At 61.0% G+C, this 12,998-nt stretch carries 13 protein-coding genes; 1 reads left to right on the top strand and 12 read right to left on the bottom strand.

All coding sequences use genetic code 11. From position 1 onward, the window contains the following. The first annotated feature begins 70 nt into the window (after nt 1-70). Nucleotides 71-832 (top strand): MipA/OmpV family protein, encoded by a 762-nt coding sequence (locus QMK55_RS07345; protein WP_102354928.1) that lies wholly within the window; start codon nt 71-73, stop codon nt 830-832. A 55-nt stretch (nt 833-887) separates the two neighbouring features. Here the strand turns inward: QMK55_RS07345 and QMK55_RS07340 are convergent, their stop codons facing one another. From QMK55_RS07340 to QMK55_RS07285, 12 genes are all read right to left on the bottom strand, one after another. Next, the gene (locus QMK55_RS07340) at nt 888-1,310 is read right to left on the bottom strand and encodes a transporter (protein ID WP_256588100.1); all 423 of its coding nucleotides are present in this window, start codon (nt 1,308-1,310) and stop codon (nt 888-890) included. Continuing rightward, complete coding sequence (locus tag QMK55_RS07335) at nt 1,303-1,677, bottom strand: transporter (protein ID WP_102354929.1); 375 nt, start codon at nt 1,675-1,677, stop codon at nt 1,303-1,305. Before QMK55_RS07335 ends, QMK55_RS07340 begins: the two co-directional genes overlap by 8 nt. Further along, the gene (locus QMK55_RS07330) at nt 1,674-2,594 is read right to left on the bottom strand and encodes an arginase (protein WP_320328949.1); all 921 of its coding nucleotides are present in this window, start codon (nt 2,592-2,594) and stop codon (nt 1,674-1,676) included. Before QMK55_RS07330 ends, QMK55_RS07335 begins: the two co-directional genes overlap by 4 nt. 109 nt (nt 2,595-2,703) lie before the next feature. After that, a complete protein-coding gene (locus QMK55_RS07325; RefSeq protein ID WP_178082099.1) occupies nt 2,704-3,033 on the bottom strand; it encodes a GlpM family protein in 330 nt (109 codons plus the stop codon). An 8-nt stretch (nt 3,034-3,041) separates the two neighbouring features. Beyond that, entirely contained in the window at nt 3,042-4,370 is a 1,329-nt protein-coding gene (locus QMK55_RS07320) for a sigma-54-dependent transcriptional regulator (RefSeq protein ID WP_102354932.1), read from the bottom strand. Beyond that, a complete protein-coding gene (locus tag QMK55_RS07315; protein ID WP_320328948.1) occupies nt 4,367-6,268 on the bottom strand; it encodes a sensor histidine kinase in 1,902 nt (633 codons plus the stop codon). The genes QMK55_RS07320 and QMK55_RS07315 overlap by 4 nt, the downstream gene beginning before the upstream one ends. Before the next feature lie 166 nt (nt 6,269-6,434). Continuing rightward, the gene (locus QMK55_RS07310; protein ID WP_007963947.1) at nt 6,435-7,169 is read right to left on the bottom strand and encodes an amino acid ABC transporter ATP-binding protein; all 735 of its coding nucleotides are present in this window, start codon (nt 7,167-7,169) and stop codon (nt 6,435-6,437) included. Further along, nucleotides 7,166-7,837, bottom strand: a complete 672-nt coding sequence (locus tag QMK55_RS07305; protein ID WP_003227756.1) for an amino acid ABC transporter permease — start codon at nt 7,835-7,837, stop codon at nt 7,166-7,168. Before QMK55_RS07305 ends, QMK55_RS07310 begins: the two co-directional genes overlap by 4 nt. Next, nucleotides 7,837-8,583: an amino acid ABC transporter permease gene (locus tag QMK55_RS07300; protein ID WP_007963952.1), complete on the bottom strand. Its 747-nt coding sequence runs from the start codon at nt 8,581-8,583 to the stop codon at nt 7,837-7,839. Before QMK55_RS07300 ends, QMK55_RS07305 begins: the two co-directional genes overlap by 1 nt. A gap of 193 nt (nt 8,584-8,776) precedes the next feature. Beyond that, the gene (locus tag QMK55_RS07295) at nt 8,777-9,703 is read right to left on the bottom strand and encodes a glutamate/aspartate ABC transporter substrate-binding protein (protein ID WP_102354934.1); all 927 of its coding nucleotides are present in this window, start codon (nt 9,701-9,703) and stop codon (nt 8,777-8,779) included. Nucleotides 9,704-10,141: 438 nt separating this feature from the next. Further along, a complete protein-coding gene (glpD, locus tag QMK55_RS07290) occupies nt 10,142-11,677 on the bottom strand; it encodes a glycerol-3-phosphate dehydrogenase (RefSeq protein ID WP_102354935.1) in 1,536 nt (511 codons plus the stop codon). 322 nt (nt 11,678-11,999) lie between these two features. After that, nucleotides 12,000-12,755 (bottom strand): DeoR/GlpR family transcriptional regulator, encoded by a 756-nt coding sequence (locus QMK55_RS07285; RefSeq protein WP_007916700.1) that lies wholly within the window; start codon nt 12,753-12,755, stop codon nt 12,000-12,002. Nucleotides 12,756-12,998: the final 243 nt, after the last annotated feature.

Raw genomic sequence — 12,998 nt, 5'->3', positions numbered from 1 at the left:
ACATGAGTGCTTGCGCCAAGGGCTCTATCCGGGGATTGATGCGCGCAAGTTCAGAAAAGGAAATGACCTCATGCAGAGGAAGACACTGGCGCTATTGAGCGCACTGGCCTGCTTTTCCGGGGCCGCCGTGGCGGATGGCATCACTGGCGAAGCGGGCCTGGGGCTGGGCTATCAGCCCCATGATCCGACCGGCAGCCGTTACGAAACGCGGCCGATCCCGTATCTGGATCTGGACTGGGGCGATGTCAGCCTCAGTACCGACGACGGGCTGACCTGGAGCGCCTTGAAAACCAACGGTTTCAGCGCCGGGCCGTATCTCAATTACTTGTCCGGGCGCACCGCCAACGGCGAGTTGCGCGGCCTGCGTGATGTGCCGGACATGGCCGAGGCTGGCGGCTTCGTGCAGTACGCCCCGGCCGATTTCTGGCGGGTGTTTGCCTCGGTCGGCCAGGCCATCGGCGGTGGCGGTGGTCAGGGCGGCGTGTTTGCCCGTGTGGGTGGTGAAATCGGTTATCCGCTGGGCGGCGGGGTGATCGGCAGCAGTAACCTGACCGCGCATTTCGCCGATGCGCAGGGCACGCAGACCTTCTTCGGCGTCAGCGACAAGGAAGCCCAGGCCTCGGGGTTTCGCGCCTACAACGCCGGCGGCGGTTTGCAGAACGTGACGTTGACCCAGAGCTTCGAATTTCCCCTGGCGCAGCACTGGTCGCTGGTCACCAGCGCAAGCTGGATCCACCTGACCCGCTCGGCGGCAGACAGCAGCATCGTCAAAGCGGTGGGCGATACCAATCAAGGCGAAGTGCAGGCAGCTATCGCCTACAAGTTCGACTGATTACCCGTGCGAGCGAATAACCGCTCCCCTCAGGAGCGCTTATCGATCAGTGCCCTCAGTGCTCTTCGCCTTCGGCGAGCAGGGCAATGCCGCCCATGATTACCGCCACGCCGACCCAGTGCAGCAGGCTGATCTGCTCGCCCAACCCCAGCCACGATCCCAGCAGCACGCCGACAAACACCAGCGAACTCAGGGGGAACGCCAGCGACAGGCTGCTGCGGCGCAGGATCAGCATCCAGACAAAAAACGCGCCGATATAGCAGGCAATCGCCACCCACACGCCGGGCGTCATGACGATGCCTTGCAGCCATTGCAGGGTGAAGTCGACCTGGCCCAACTGATCGCCGCCGACCTTGCTCGCGATCTGCCCGCCACTTTCCAGAATGATTAACAACGCCCAGAGCACAATGGTGCCCAGGCGCCCGTGCAGCCAATGCATCGCGTCGTTCCCTTGCAGTTCCAGGCGAGCTTCAGACATGGCCGGCACACACGAGCATGACGCCCGCCGTAATCACCAGAGTGCCTAGCCAGCGGCGCCGGCTGACGGTTTCACCGAGCACCAGTTTGCCCGCCAGCACCACGCCGCAATAAGCCAGTGCTGCGGCGGGAAACAGCAGGCTCAGCGGTGCCCGCGACAGGGCGCCGAGCCAGACGAAAAACTCGATGGCGTAAGCACCGATCCCGGCCCACAGCAGCGGCGCGTTGAACACCTGGCCCCAGAAAAGCTGAAGGCGAAAGCCACCTTCCAGCTCCGGCAGTCGATCCAGGCCCAGTTTGAAACACAGCTGGCCGGCCACATCCAGCACAATGGACAGGGCCACCAGCACAATTACGGTTACGGTCATGGAAACAGTTCCTCGAACAGCTCGATCAAGGCTTGATTGGTCGCTGAATTACGCAGGATGTCGGCGTCGCTCCAGCGCTCGGCCGGCGGCTGGTCGGTCTTCGCCTCCCAGCGTTTGAGCAGGTTGCTGAAGGCCGGGCGGGCGTATTCGCCGCAGATGTCGATGCCGATGATCCGCTTGCTCGCCGCCAGCGCGCGCAGGGCCTGGAGCATATGGCTCAGGCGCATGCCGCCCTGATCCCAATTGGTGGCAGCGTCTTCGCTGGCGAGCACGTCCTTGTCGATGGTGATCCACACCGCATCGGTCGGCAGGCTGGCAATCATCTTGTCGAGGAACAGCGGCCAGTCCACTTGTGACAGGTTGTGCCAGTGCAGCATGTTTTCCTGCTGTTCATGACCGGCGCCATCGCCGATGCGTCCCCAGACTTTGGAGGGCGCGTGCTGCCACGGAAACAGCTGCAGAACCCCGCGTCTGAGGGCCGCAAGATTACCGCCCTTCAACTGCGGGTTTTGCAGGTCATCGCTGCACGGTCCCAGGGTCACGATGCGGCGAATGTTCGGCAGTTTCAGCGCCTGATTGACCCACGAGCCGCAATGCCTGCGCGGCGCAAAACGCACCCAGTCGGGGTGATTGTCGAAGTGGATCAGGCTGACCGGCTCGGGCAGGTCGGTGAGAAAGGCCGGGGTCAGGTGGTGATAATCACCGGAGCCGACGAAGAAGATTTCCGGCGCCGGGCCGCTGTGTCGCGGCCGTTGCTGCAAGCGCTCGGCGAAACGCCGCCAGGTGCGTTCGCTGGACCAGAGCCGGAGTTTCGGGCCGAGGTCGAGCAAGTCCAGGCGTCTGGCGCGGCCACTGTCGAGCAGTCGCGCAATCGGCGCCTGGGCAGTCAGGCTGTGGTCGAGATCTAAAATGTTCAAGGTCGCTATTCACCCTTGGCAGACCCTGCCAGACACCGGCCTCATCGATCATGAGGGCCAGCCGGGCAGGGCTTTGGGGGTAAATGCAAGGGACGGGCCAGCCGCTGCCTCAGGCGTGCAGGCGCACCCAGACCGAGACCAGCACGGTCGCCGCGATCAGCCAGGCGACAACCGCCACCGCCAGTGAAGCTTCAAGGCGCATGCGGTCAACCATCACGTACAGCGTCGCCAGATAAATGAAGTACGGAATGATCGACCACATGCCAAACACGATGGTCGCCTTCAGATCGTCGATCGAGCGGCCCTTGCCGACGATGTAATGGGCGATCAGGGCAAAGGTCGGAAACAGCGGCACCAGCCCGGCGATGTAATAGTTTCGGGTCTTCGACAGCGCGGCAAGGATCACCACGACTGCCGCGCCGAGTGCCGCTTTGAGAATCAGATCCATCAGTGGCTCAACCCGTACTTTTTCACTTTGTCGAACAGCGTGGTCTTGGCCATGCCCAGTTCCAGGCTGGCCTGGGTCAGGTTGCCGCCGCTGCGTTGCAAGGCGTCGTTGAGCAGGTTGCGCTCGAACGCTTCCACCGCTTCGGCGAACGCCAGGCTCTGGCCTGCACTGCCAGCGCCGGACTTCTTGAACGCCGGCAAGCCGAGGGCAAAGCGTTCGGCGACGTTGCGCAGTTCACGCACGTTGCCCGGCCAGTCGTGGCTCATCAGGTTCGACAGGGTCTGGTTGTCCAGCTCCGGCAACACCCGGTCGAAACGCAGCGCCGACTGCTGGGAGAAGTGTTCGAACAGTTGCAGGATGTCTTCGCGACGCTCGCGCAGTGGCGGCAGTTCCAGGGTCACCACGTTGAGGCGGTAGTACAAGTCGCTGCGGAACTCGCCAGCCTTGCTTGCTTCGTCGAGGTCGGACTTGGTCGCCGCAATCACCCGGCAATCCACCGCCACGCTCTGGTTCGAGCCGAGGCGTTCGAGAGTGCGCTCCTGCAATACCCGTAGCAGTTTGATCTGCATCGGCAGTGGCATGCTTTCCACTTCGTCGAGGAACAGCGTGCCGCCGTCGGCGTGTTCGATCTTGCCGATGCGCCGTTTGCCGGCACCGGTGAAGGCGTTGGCCTCGTGACCGAAGATCTCGCTTTCGAAGAGGTTTTCCGGCAGGCCGCCGCAGTTCAGCGCGACGAACTGCTTGGTGTGGCGCCGGCTGAAGTCGTGCAGGCAGCGCGCGACCAGTTCCTTGCCGGTGCCGGTCTCGCCTTCGATCAGCACGTTGGCCGAGGTGTCGGCGACGTTGGCGATCAGCTCGCGCAGGTTCTGCATCGCTGGCGAACGACCGATGATCCGGCCTTCCAGGGAATCACGTTCGGCCAGTTGTCGCCGCAGCGAGGAGACTTCCCGGGCGAGGCTGCGTTGCTCCAGCGCACGCCGGGCGACGTCCACCAGACGCTCCGGCGAAAAGGGTTTCTCCATGAAGTCGTAGGCGCCTTTCTGCATCGCGCCGACGGCCATGGAGATGTCGCCGTGGCCGGTGATCAACACCACCGGCAGGCTGCGGTCGCGTTGCTTGAGACGGGTCAGCAGTTCGAGGCCATCGATGCCGGGCAGGCGGATGTCGCTGATGACGATGCCGGCAAAGTTGTCGCCGACCTGCTCCAGCGCTTCTTCGGCACTGCCGACGCCGATGCAGGGGATGTCTTCGAGGGTCAGCGCCTGCTGGCAGCCAAGCAGCACATGGGGGTCGTCTTCGACGATCAGCACACTAAGGTCGTGGTTCATATTGGCTCGGCAGGAGTAGGGCTTACCAACGGTAAACTGAGGACGAAGGTGGTGCCACCGCTGGCCGGGTGTTCGACACCCAGGTGGCCGCCGGTGGCGGCAGCGAGGCTGGCGGAGAGGGTCAGGCCGAGGCCCAGACCCTGCTCGCCGGGTTTGGTGGTGAAGAACGGTTCGAACAGGTGCTTGCGCGCTTCGGCATCGACGCCGTGGCCGTTGTCACGCACCCGCAGGCGATATTTGCCGTTGAACTCTTCGCCTTCCAGCCACAGTTCCGGCTGCTGTTGTGCTTGCATGGCGTCGAGGGCGTTGCCGATCAGGTTGACCAGAATCTGTTCGAGGCGGGTCTGGTCGATCTGCAACTGCACGTCGATGAACTGCCGGTGCAACTGCAGCGCCATGCTGTCCACCCGCGCACCGAGCAATTGCAGCGCCGCGTCCACCGCTTTGCCAAGACTGGCCTGGCCCTTGTCGTCACCACGGCGGGCGAACGAGCGCAGGCTGGCGGTGATCCGGCCCATGCGGTCGATGAGGTCGTTGATGGTCTTGAGGTTGGTGCTGGCGACGTCGAGCTGACCGCGTTCGAGGAAACGAATGGTGTTGCCCGATAGCGTGCGCATCGCCGCCAGCGGCTGGTTCAATTCGTGGGCAATGCTGGTCGACATCTGGCCGATGGCCGCGAGTTTGCCGGCCTGCACCAGTTCATCCTGGGCGCGGCGCAGGGTTTCTTCGGCCTGCCGCCGTTCGCGGATCTGGCTCTTGAGGCGTTCGTTGCTGGCGCGCAGGTCGGTGGTGCGTTCGGTAATCCGACGCTCCAGCTGATTGTTGGCTTCCTGCAAGGCTTCGCGGGCGGCGAGGCGGGTGGCGAGGACCTTGCGCCGCTCGTTCCAGGCAATCAGCAGGAACGCCACCAGGGCGAAGGCAACCGACACCAGAATCCCTTGGTTGATCGCCTCGCGCCGCAAGTCCTGCAACGGCGTGAGCAGGGTGAAGTTCCACGGTGTGTCGCTCAGCGGCCGGGTCTGCGCCAGGTAACTGATGCTGTCGTCGTCGGCGCTCAGTTCGCTGTTGGCCGGGAAGGTCAGTTTCTCCACACCCTCGTCCAGGGTTTCGCGGGCCAGCGGTTGCAGTTCGTTGAGCGGGAACCAGTAATACTGCAGGCTGCGGGCGAGTTTCTCTTTGGTCTCGTCGCTCAGCGGTACGACGGATTTGAGGCGCCGCGCCGGATCGCTGGAGAGAATGATGATGCCGTTCTCGTCGCTGACGAAGGCTTCGAGGCGCGCCCGTTGCCAGCGCTCCTCCAGCGCTTCGAGACGCACCTTGACCACGGCGACGCCGATGATCTTGCCGTGTTCTTCCAGGCCATGGGCCAGGTAATAACCGGGTTCGCCGCTGGTGCTGCCGATCCCGTAGAAACGCCCGGGTTCGCCGCGCACGGCTCTTTGGAAATAGGCGCGGAAGGACAGGTCTTCACCCAGATAACTGTCGACGTCGCGCCAGTTGCTGGTGGCCATCACCCGGCCGGTGGTGTCCATGACGTAGATGGCCCGACTGCGGCTGCGCCGGTTCAGGCCTTCAAGGTAGGCGTTGACCGTTTGCCGGTGTTCCGGCGTCGGGTCGGCCAGCAGTTGCGGGACACTGGTTTCCAGTTCCAGCAGGCTGGGCAGGTAGGTGTACTTGCTGATCTCGCTTTCGACCGTGCGCGCGTGCAGTTCCAGCTGGCGCTGGCCGTTTTCGCTGAGGCTGCGGATGCCGAAATGTTCACTGGTCCAGAAGCCGACGTAACCCAACCCGATCATCAGCACGATGATCAGCGGCGGCAGGAACAAATGGCGAATCAGACGGGGCTTCACGGCAAGTGATGGCGGCGCTGCGCGATAGAGATTGGGGTCGCATTTCATCACAGTTGCCTTGGGTCAACCACCACACAAAACTCAGGATCGTCATCGATCCAATGTGGGAGCGGGCTTGCTCGCGAAAGCGGTGGGTCAGCCAACGATGATGTTGAAAGTGCCGGCCTCTTCGCGAGCAAGCCCGCTCCCACAGTTGGGGAGCGGTGTGTGGTTTTTAGTGTTGCAGGATTTTCTCGAGGAAATGCTGCGCGCGTTCGGAGCGGGCGCTGATGTCGCCGAAGAACTCCTCTTTCGGGCAGTCTTCGATGATCTTGCCGGCGTCCATGAAGATCACGCGGTCGGCCACTTTGCGGGCGAAGCCCATTTCGTGGGTCACGCACATCATGGTCATGCCTTCGTGGGCCAGTTGCACCATCACGTCGAGCACTTCGTTGACCATTTCCGGGTCGAGTGCCGAGGTCGGTTCGTCGAACAGCATGACGATCGGGTCCATCGCCAGCGCACGGGCAATCGCCACACGCTGTTGCTGACCGCCGGACAGTTGCCCCGGGTGCTTGTGGGCGTGCGCCGAGAGACCTACGCGCTCGAGCAGTTGCAGGCCTTTTTTGGTCGCCTCTTCCTTGCTGCGGCCGAGTACCTTGATCTGCGCGATGGTCAGGTTTTCGGTGATGGTCAGGTGCGGGAACAGTTCGAAGTGCTGGAACACCATGCCGACGCGCGAGCGCAGCTTCGGCAGGTTGGTCTTCGAGTCGGCGATCGAGGTGCCGTCGACGACGATGTCGCCTTTCTGGAACGGCTCCAGCGCGTTGACGCACTTGATCAGGGTCGACTTGCCCGAACCCGACGGGCCGCAGACCACGATCACTTCGCCTTTTTTGACCTCGGTGCTGCAATCAGTCAGCACCTGGAAGTCCCCATACCACTTGTTGATGTTTTTGATAGAGATCATACGGCGAACCTTTTTTGCAGACGCTTGACCAGCAGCGAGGCGGAAAAGCTGATGATGAAGTAGACGACACCGGCGAAGATCAGGAACTCGTTGGAACGACCGATGATGTCGCCGCTGGAGCGGGCGGAGTTGAGGAAGTCCACCAGGCCCACGGTGTAGACCAGCGAGGTGTCCTGGAACAGGATGATCGACTGTTGCAGCAGCAACGGGGTCATCTTGCGGAACGCCTGGGGCAGGATAATCAGACGCATGGTCTGGCCATAGGTCATGCCCATCGCTTGCGCGGCGGCCATCTGGCCTTTGGGGATCGACTGCACGCCGGCCCGGACGATTTCACAGAAGTACGCGGCTTCGAACATCATGAAGGCCACGACGCAGGAGGTGAACGCGCCGATCGGGGTGTCTTCGCCGGTAATCCAGCGCAGCACGAACGGCACCGCCAGGTAGAACCAGGTGATCACCAGCAGCAGCGGGATCGAGCGAAAGTAGTTCACATAAGCGCCGGCCACACGCGACAGCAGTTTGCTGGACGACAGGCGCATCAGCGCGAGGATGGTCCCCAGCACGATGCCGCCGACCACGCCCATGACCATCAACTGCAAGGTCATGACCATGCCGTTCCACAGGCCCGGGATCGCGGGGATGATGCCGCTGAAATCGAAGTCCATTATTTACCCCCCACGGAGATCAGGCCGGGCACCGCGACTTTCTTCTCGACCATGCGCATCAGCAGCATCAGGCTCATGTTCAGGGTGAAGTAGATCAGCGTGGCCAGGGTGAACGCTTCAAACAGGTTGGCCGAGAATTCGGCGGTCTGTTTGGTTTGCGCCAGCAGTTCCATCAGGCCGATCAAGGACGCCACGGAGGAGTTCTTGAAGACGTTGAGGAATTCCGAGGTCAGCGGCGGAATGATGATGCGGTAGGCCTGGGGCAGCAGCACGTTCCAGTAGATCTGCGGCAGCTTGAAACCCATGGCGCGGGCGGCGGATTCCTGGCCGCGTGGCAACGCCTGGATGCCGGTGCGCACTTGTTCGCAGACGCGGGCAGCGGTGAACAGGCCCAGGCACACGACGACGCTCAGGTAGGCCGAGGTGGTCGGGTTGAGGTCCTGCTTGTACCAGTCCTGCAGGTTTTGCGGCAGCAGATCGGGTACCAGGAAGTACCAGATGAACAGCTGAACCAGCAGCGGCACGTTACGAAACAGTTCCACGTAGCAGGTCGCAATGCCTGATACGAGGCGGTTCGGCACGGTGCGCATGACCCCCAGAATGGAGCCCAGCAGCAAGGCGATAATCCATGCCACGACAGCGATGGCAATGGTCCAGCCCAGGCCGGCGATGTACCAGTCGAGATACGTCTCGCTGCCAACGCCGGTGGACTTGAAGAACACGCCCCAGTCCCAGTTGTAATTCATTAGGGTCTCCCCTCGAAATCGATCGATGTACAAGCACCCGCTTGGGGAAGATCCTTTCCCGCCCGACGTTGAACGCCAGGCACACGCGATCGGCTCGGAAACCGCCAGGTCGAGTGTTCCACAGTAAAGCTCGCAGGTAGTAACAGACGCCTGAGGGAGGGTGGCTCCCTCAGGCGATCAGGTTAGTCAGGAATCAGATTTTTACGTCCGGCGCCGGCTTGTCGCTCGGGTTGGCGATCAGATCTTTAACCTTGTCGCTCATCGGGAAGTTCAGGTTCAGGCCTTTTGGTGGAACCGGGCTTTCGAACCACTTGCTGTAGATCTTGTTGATCTCGCCAGACTTGTACAGGCCGACAATGGCGTCATCCACAGCCTTCTTGAAGGCCGGGTCGTCTTTACGAACCATGCACGCGTAGGCTTCGAAGGACTGCGGCGTACCGGTGATGATCCAGTCGGCCGGCTTCTTGGCCTTGGCTTCTTCACCGGCCAGCAGGGCGTCGTCCATCATGAAGGCAACGGCGCGGCCGCTTTCCAGCATGTTGAAGGATTCGCCGTGGTCTTTGGCGGAGATGATGTTCATGCCCATCTGCTTGTCGGCGTTCATCGCTTTGATGATGCGCTCGGACGTGGTGCCAGCGGTGGTCACGACGTTTTTGCCTTTCAGGTCGGCAAAGTCAGCGTAGGACGGCTTGCCATCCTTGTCTTTCTTGACCAGCAGACGGGTGCCGATTTCGAAGATGTTGACGGTGAAGTCGACTTGCTGGGCGCGTTCGGCGTTGTTGGTGGTGGAGCCGCACTCGATATCCGCGGTGCCGTTCTGGATCAGCGGGATACGGGTTTGCGAGGTCACCAGGTTGTATTTGACCTGCAGGTCTGGCTTGTTCAGGTCTTTTTTCAGGGCTTCAACGATGGCCACTTGAATGTCGTGGGAGTAGCCCACGGGTTTGCCGGAAGCATCCGCGATGTAAGAAAACGGAATGGAGCTGTCGCGGTGAGCGAGCGTGATGGTGCCGGAATCGTTGATTTTCTTCAGGGTGCCGGTGAGTTCGGCGGCGAAAACTGGCGTGCTGATCAGAGCGGCCGCAATGGCTGCGCCCAGGATATGGGGAACGATGCGCATCAAATTTTCCTCGAATTGTTTTTTTTATGGAGCCAGTTCGTCGGCCCTTTTGTGCTTCGAATGCCTGACGGCTCCTGAAGTGTTGGCACGGCAGTCATTCGTCGAGAGAGTGTAGAGCATGAGTCGTGCCAGACCAGTCGACAATAGTTAACTTATTGATTTTTAAAAGTATTAAAGTTTTGTGTCGGTTATTTTTGGCTGATCTGATCCGGTTTACCGAATCGACCGTAAGGTCGCGTTCGGAAATCCGAACGTAGTTTCTGCGACTTCCCCTGTAGGAGTGAGCCTGCTCGCGATCGCGGAGTGTCAGCCAACGCAGATGTTGAATGCCAGACAGCTATCGCGAGCAGGCTCACTCCTACAGGGGGAGGGCGTACGACCTATAAAAAAGCCCCTGAATCGTGAGACTCAGGGGCTTCTTATCAATCGGCCGGTGGATCAGGCCGCTTCAATCTTGCGGTTCTGCTCGACCTTGCCCAGGTACGCCGCCAGCTTCTCTTGCTCGGCCGGGGTAGTGAACAGGCCCAGCTTGCTGCGGCGCCACAGGATGTCGTGGGCGGTGGTTGCCCATTCTTCGCTGCACAGGTAGTCGACCTCACGGGTGTAGAGCCCGCCGCCGAGGTGTTCGCCCATGTCGGCCAGGGTTTCCACACCTTCGAGCATGCGCCAGGTGCGGCTGCCGTAGGTGGTGGACCAGCGGCGGGCGATCTCGGTCGGCACGAAGTCGAACTTGTCACGAATCAGCGCGCTCAAGGCTTGCGGCGTGGTCATGTCTTCGCCGCCGGGCAGGGTGGCGGTGGCCGTCCAGCTTGGACGCATCTGGGTGAAGTACGGCATCAGTTGGGCCATCGCCGACTCGGCGAGTTTGCGGTAGGTGGTCAGCTTGCCGCCGAACACCGACAGCAATGGCGCTTCTTCTGCGCTGCCGGACAGGGCCAGGGTGTAGTCGCGGGTCACGGCCGAAGGGTTGTCGGATTCGTCATTGCACAGTGGGCGCACGCCCGAGTAGCTGTGCTGGATGTCGTCGCGGCTGATCTGCTTCTTGAAGTGGGCATTGACCACTTTGAGCAGGTAATCGGTTTCGCCGTCGGTGATCGCCACTTTGGCCGGGTCGCCGGTGTATTCGCGGTCAGTGGTGCCGATCAGGGTGAAGTGGTTCAGGTACGGAATAGTGAAGACGATGCGCTGATCTTCGTTTTGCAGGATGTGTGCGTGATCACCTTCGTACAGTTTCGGCACGATGATGTGGCTGCCCTGAATCAGGCGGATGCCGTACGGCGATTCCATCTTCAGGTCGTCACGGATGAACTTGGCGACCCACGGGCCGGCGGCGTTCACCAGCGCTTTGGCGGTGATCGAAAACAGGCTGCCGTCGGCGCGTTCCAGGTTCAGGTGCCACAGGCCCTTGGCGCGGCGGGCGCTGACGCAACGGGTCTGGGTGTGCACGTGGGCGCCTTTTTCCCGGGCGGCCATGGCGTTCAGCACCACGAGGCGGGCGTCATCGACCCAGCAGTCGGAGTATTCGAAACCCTTGGTGATTTCACTTTTCAGCGCGCTGTCGGCGCCGAACTTCAGGCTTTTCGAACCCGGGAGTTTTTCGCGTTTGCCGAGGTTGTCGTAGAGGAACAGGCCGGCACGAATCATCCACGCTGGACGCAGGTGCGGGCGGTGCGGCAGCACGAAGCGCATCGGTTTGACGATGTGCGGCGCCTTGGCCAGCAGCACTTCGCGCTCGGCCAGTGCTTCACGCACCAGACGGAATTCGTAATGTTCGAGGTAGCGCAGGCCACCGTGGATCAGCTTGCTGCTGGCCGACGAGGTGTGGCTGGCCAGGTCATCCTTTTCGCAAAGGAACACCGAAAGACCGCGACCGGCGGCATCCGCTGCGATCCCCACTCCATTGATCCCGCCGCCAATCACGGCAACATCATAGATCTCGGCGATAGGGGGCGTACGCAAGGTTGATGTGGACATCGGCTGGCCTCGGACTCTTTTGATTTTCTGTCTTGGAAATCGAACATAAATGTTCATTTGCGAAAATGGTAGCCCATAAAGACGCGCACAGCCAGTCACGTTCGATTGAAAAAACTCATCGAAGGGCGGTTAAAAGAAAATTTTCGAACATTGGAGGCGCGCAAGAGCGCTAGAGATGTGCTGTTTGTAAGTACCTCTTCGCGAGCAAGCCCGCTCCCACAGGGATTTGAACCAGCCACAAAATTTGTCAGCCCCTCTCATCCCACTGTGGGAGCGGGCTTGCTCGCGAAGAGGCTCTTGCAAACAGTGAAGTGCAAAAGGGTTAAACGACCTCCAGACGAATCTTGTGCTGGCTTAGCAACTGCGCCAATGCCGGCACTGGCTGTTGATCGGTGACCAGGCAATCGATCAGGCTGATCGGGCCAAGGCGAATCATTGCATTGCGTCCGAACTTGCTGGAGTCCGCCGCCAGGATTACCTGCCGTGCATTGGCGATGATCGCTTGGGAGACGCGCACTTCCTGATAGTCGAAGTCGAGCAGACTGCCGTCTTCGTCGATACCGCTGATGCCCACCAGGGCAAAATCAACCTTGAACTGATTGATGAAGTCCACGCTCGCCTGACCGACCACGCCACCGTCACGGCGTACGTTGCCGCCGGTCAGCAGCACGTCGAAATCATCCTTGGCGCTGAGCATCGAGGCGACGTGCAGGTTGTTGGTGATGATCTTCAGGTGATTGTGGTTGAGCAGGGCGCGGGCAATCGATTCGGTGGTGGTACCGATGTTGATGAACAGCGAGGCGTGATCGGGGATCTGCGCAGCGATGGCTTCACCGATGCGTTGTTTTTCGTCGCGCATCTGGTCGGCGCGCATCGCATAGGCAGTGTTTTCGACGCTGGAATCGTAGGCCGCGCCGCCATGGTAGCGACGCAACAGATTGGCTTCCGCGAGCTGATTGATGTCGCGGCGGATGGTTTGCGGGGTAACAACGAACAGCGTGGCCATTTCCTCGATGCTCACATAACCGCGTTCGCGGACCAGCTCGAGGATTTGCTGCTGACGGGGAGGCAGATTCATGGGGCTTCCTTTGGGCTGCCGTGCAAAATTTGCCCATGATGACGCAGGAATCCGCTCCCTACCAGTTTCCAGACAACGTGAAAGCTACTGCGCTCGGAAATACTGCGTTAAACACAGGCTCGGACTGCTCATTTACAAACCCGTAAAGTCGAGTGCGACCCCAGCCGGTCCTCGCCTGTTTTTGCCTTGTCTTTCCTTCGCTCGCTACGCTTTCACGCTGTTTGGACCGCTTTATTCAGTCCT

Origin of the sequence: Pseudomonas sp. P8_229, from assembly GCF_034008635.1 — a bacterium.
Taxonomy (GTDB): Bacteria; Pseudomonadota; Gammaproteobacteria; order Pseudomonadales; family Pseudomonadaceae; genus Aquipseudomonas.
This window is presented reverse-complemented; position numbering and strand designations above follow the sequence as displayed.

Excerpts from the sequence above, each read along its gene's own strand:
- QMK55_RS07305 (WP_003227756.1), bottom strand. The coding sequence starts at position 7,837 with ATGGACTTCGATTTCAGCGGCATCATCCCCGCGATCCCGGGCCTGTGG.
- QMK55_RS07285 (WP_007916700.1), bottom strand. The coding sequence starts at position 12,755 with ATGAATCTGCCTCCCCGTCAGCAGCAAATCCTCGAGCTGGTCCGCGAA.
- QMK55_RS07300 (WP_007963952.1), bottom strand. The coding sequence starts at position 8,583 with ATGAATTACAACTGGGACTGGGGCGTGTTCTTCAAGTCCACCGGCGTT.
- glpD (WP_102354935.1), bottom strand. The coding sequence starts at position 11,677 with ATGTCCACATCAACCTTGCGTACGCCCCCTATCGCCGAGATCTATGAT.
- QMK55_RS07340 (WP_256588100.1), bottom strand. The coding sequence starts at position 1,310 with ATGTCTGAAGCTCGCCTGGAACTGCAAGGGAACGACGCGATGCATTGG.
- QMK55_RS07335 (WP_102354929.1), bottom strand. The coding sequence starts at position 1,677 with ATGACCGTAACCGTAATTGTGCTGGTGGCCCTGTCCATTGTGCTGGAT.
- QMK55_RS07295 (WP_102354934.1), bottom strand. The coding sequence starts at position 9,703 with ATGCGCATCGTTCCCCATATCCTGGGCGCAGCCATTGCGGCCGCTCTG.
- QMK55_RS07345 (WP_102354928.1), top strand. The coding sequence starts at position 71 with ATGCAGAGGAAGACACTGGCGCTATTGAGCGCACTGGCCTGCTTTTCC.
- QMK55_RS07310 (WP_007963947.1), bottom strand. The coding sequence starts at position 7,169 with ATGATCTCTATCAAAAACATCAACAAGTGGTATGGGGACTTCCAGGTG.
- QMK55_RS07315 (WP_320328948.1), bottom strand. The coding sequence starts at position 6,268 with ATGAAATGCGACCCCAATCTCTATCGCGCAGCGCCGCCATCACTTGCC.
- QMK55_RS07320 (WP_102354932.1), bottom strand. The coding sequence starts at position 4,370 with ATGAACCACGACCTTAGTGTGCTGATCGTCGAAGACGACCCCCATGTG.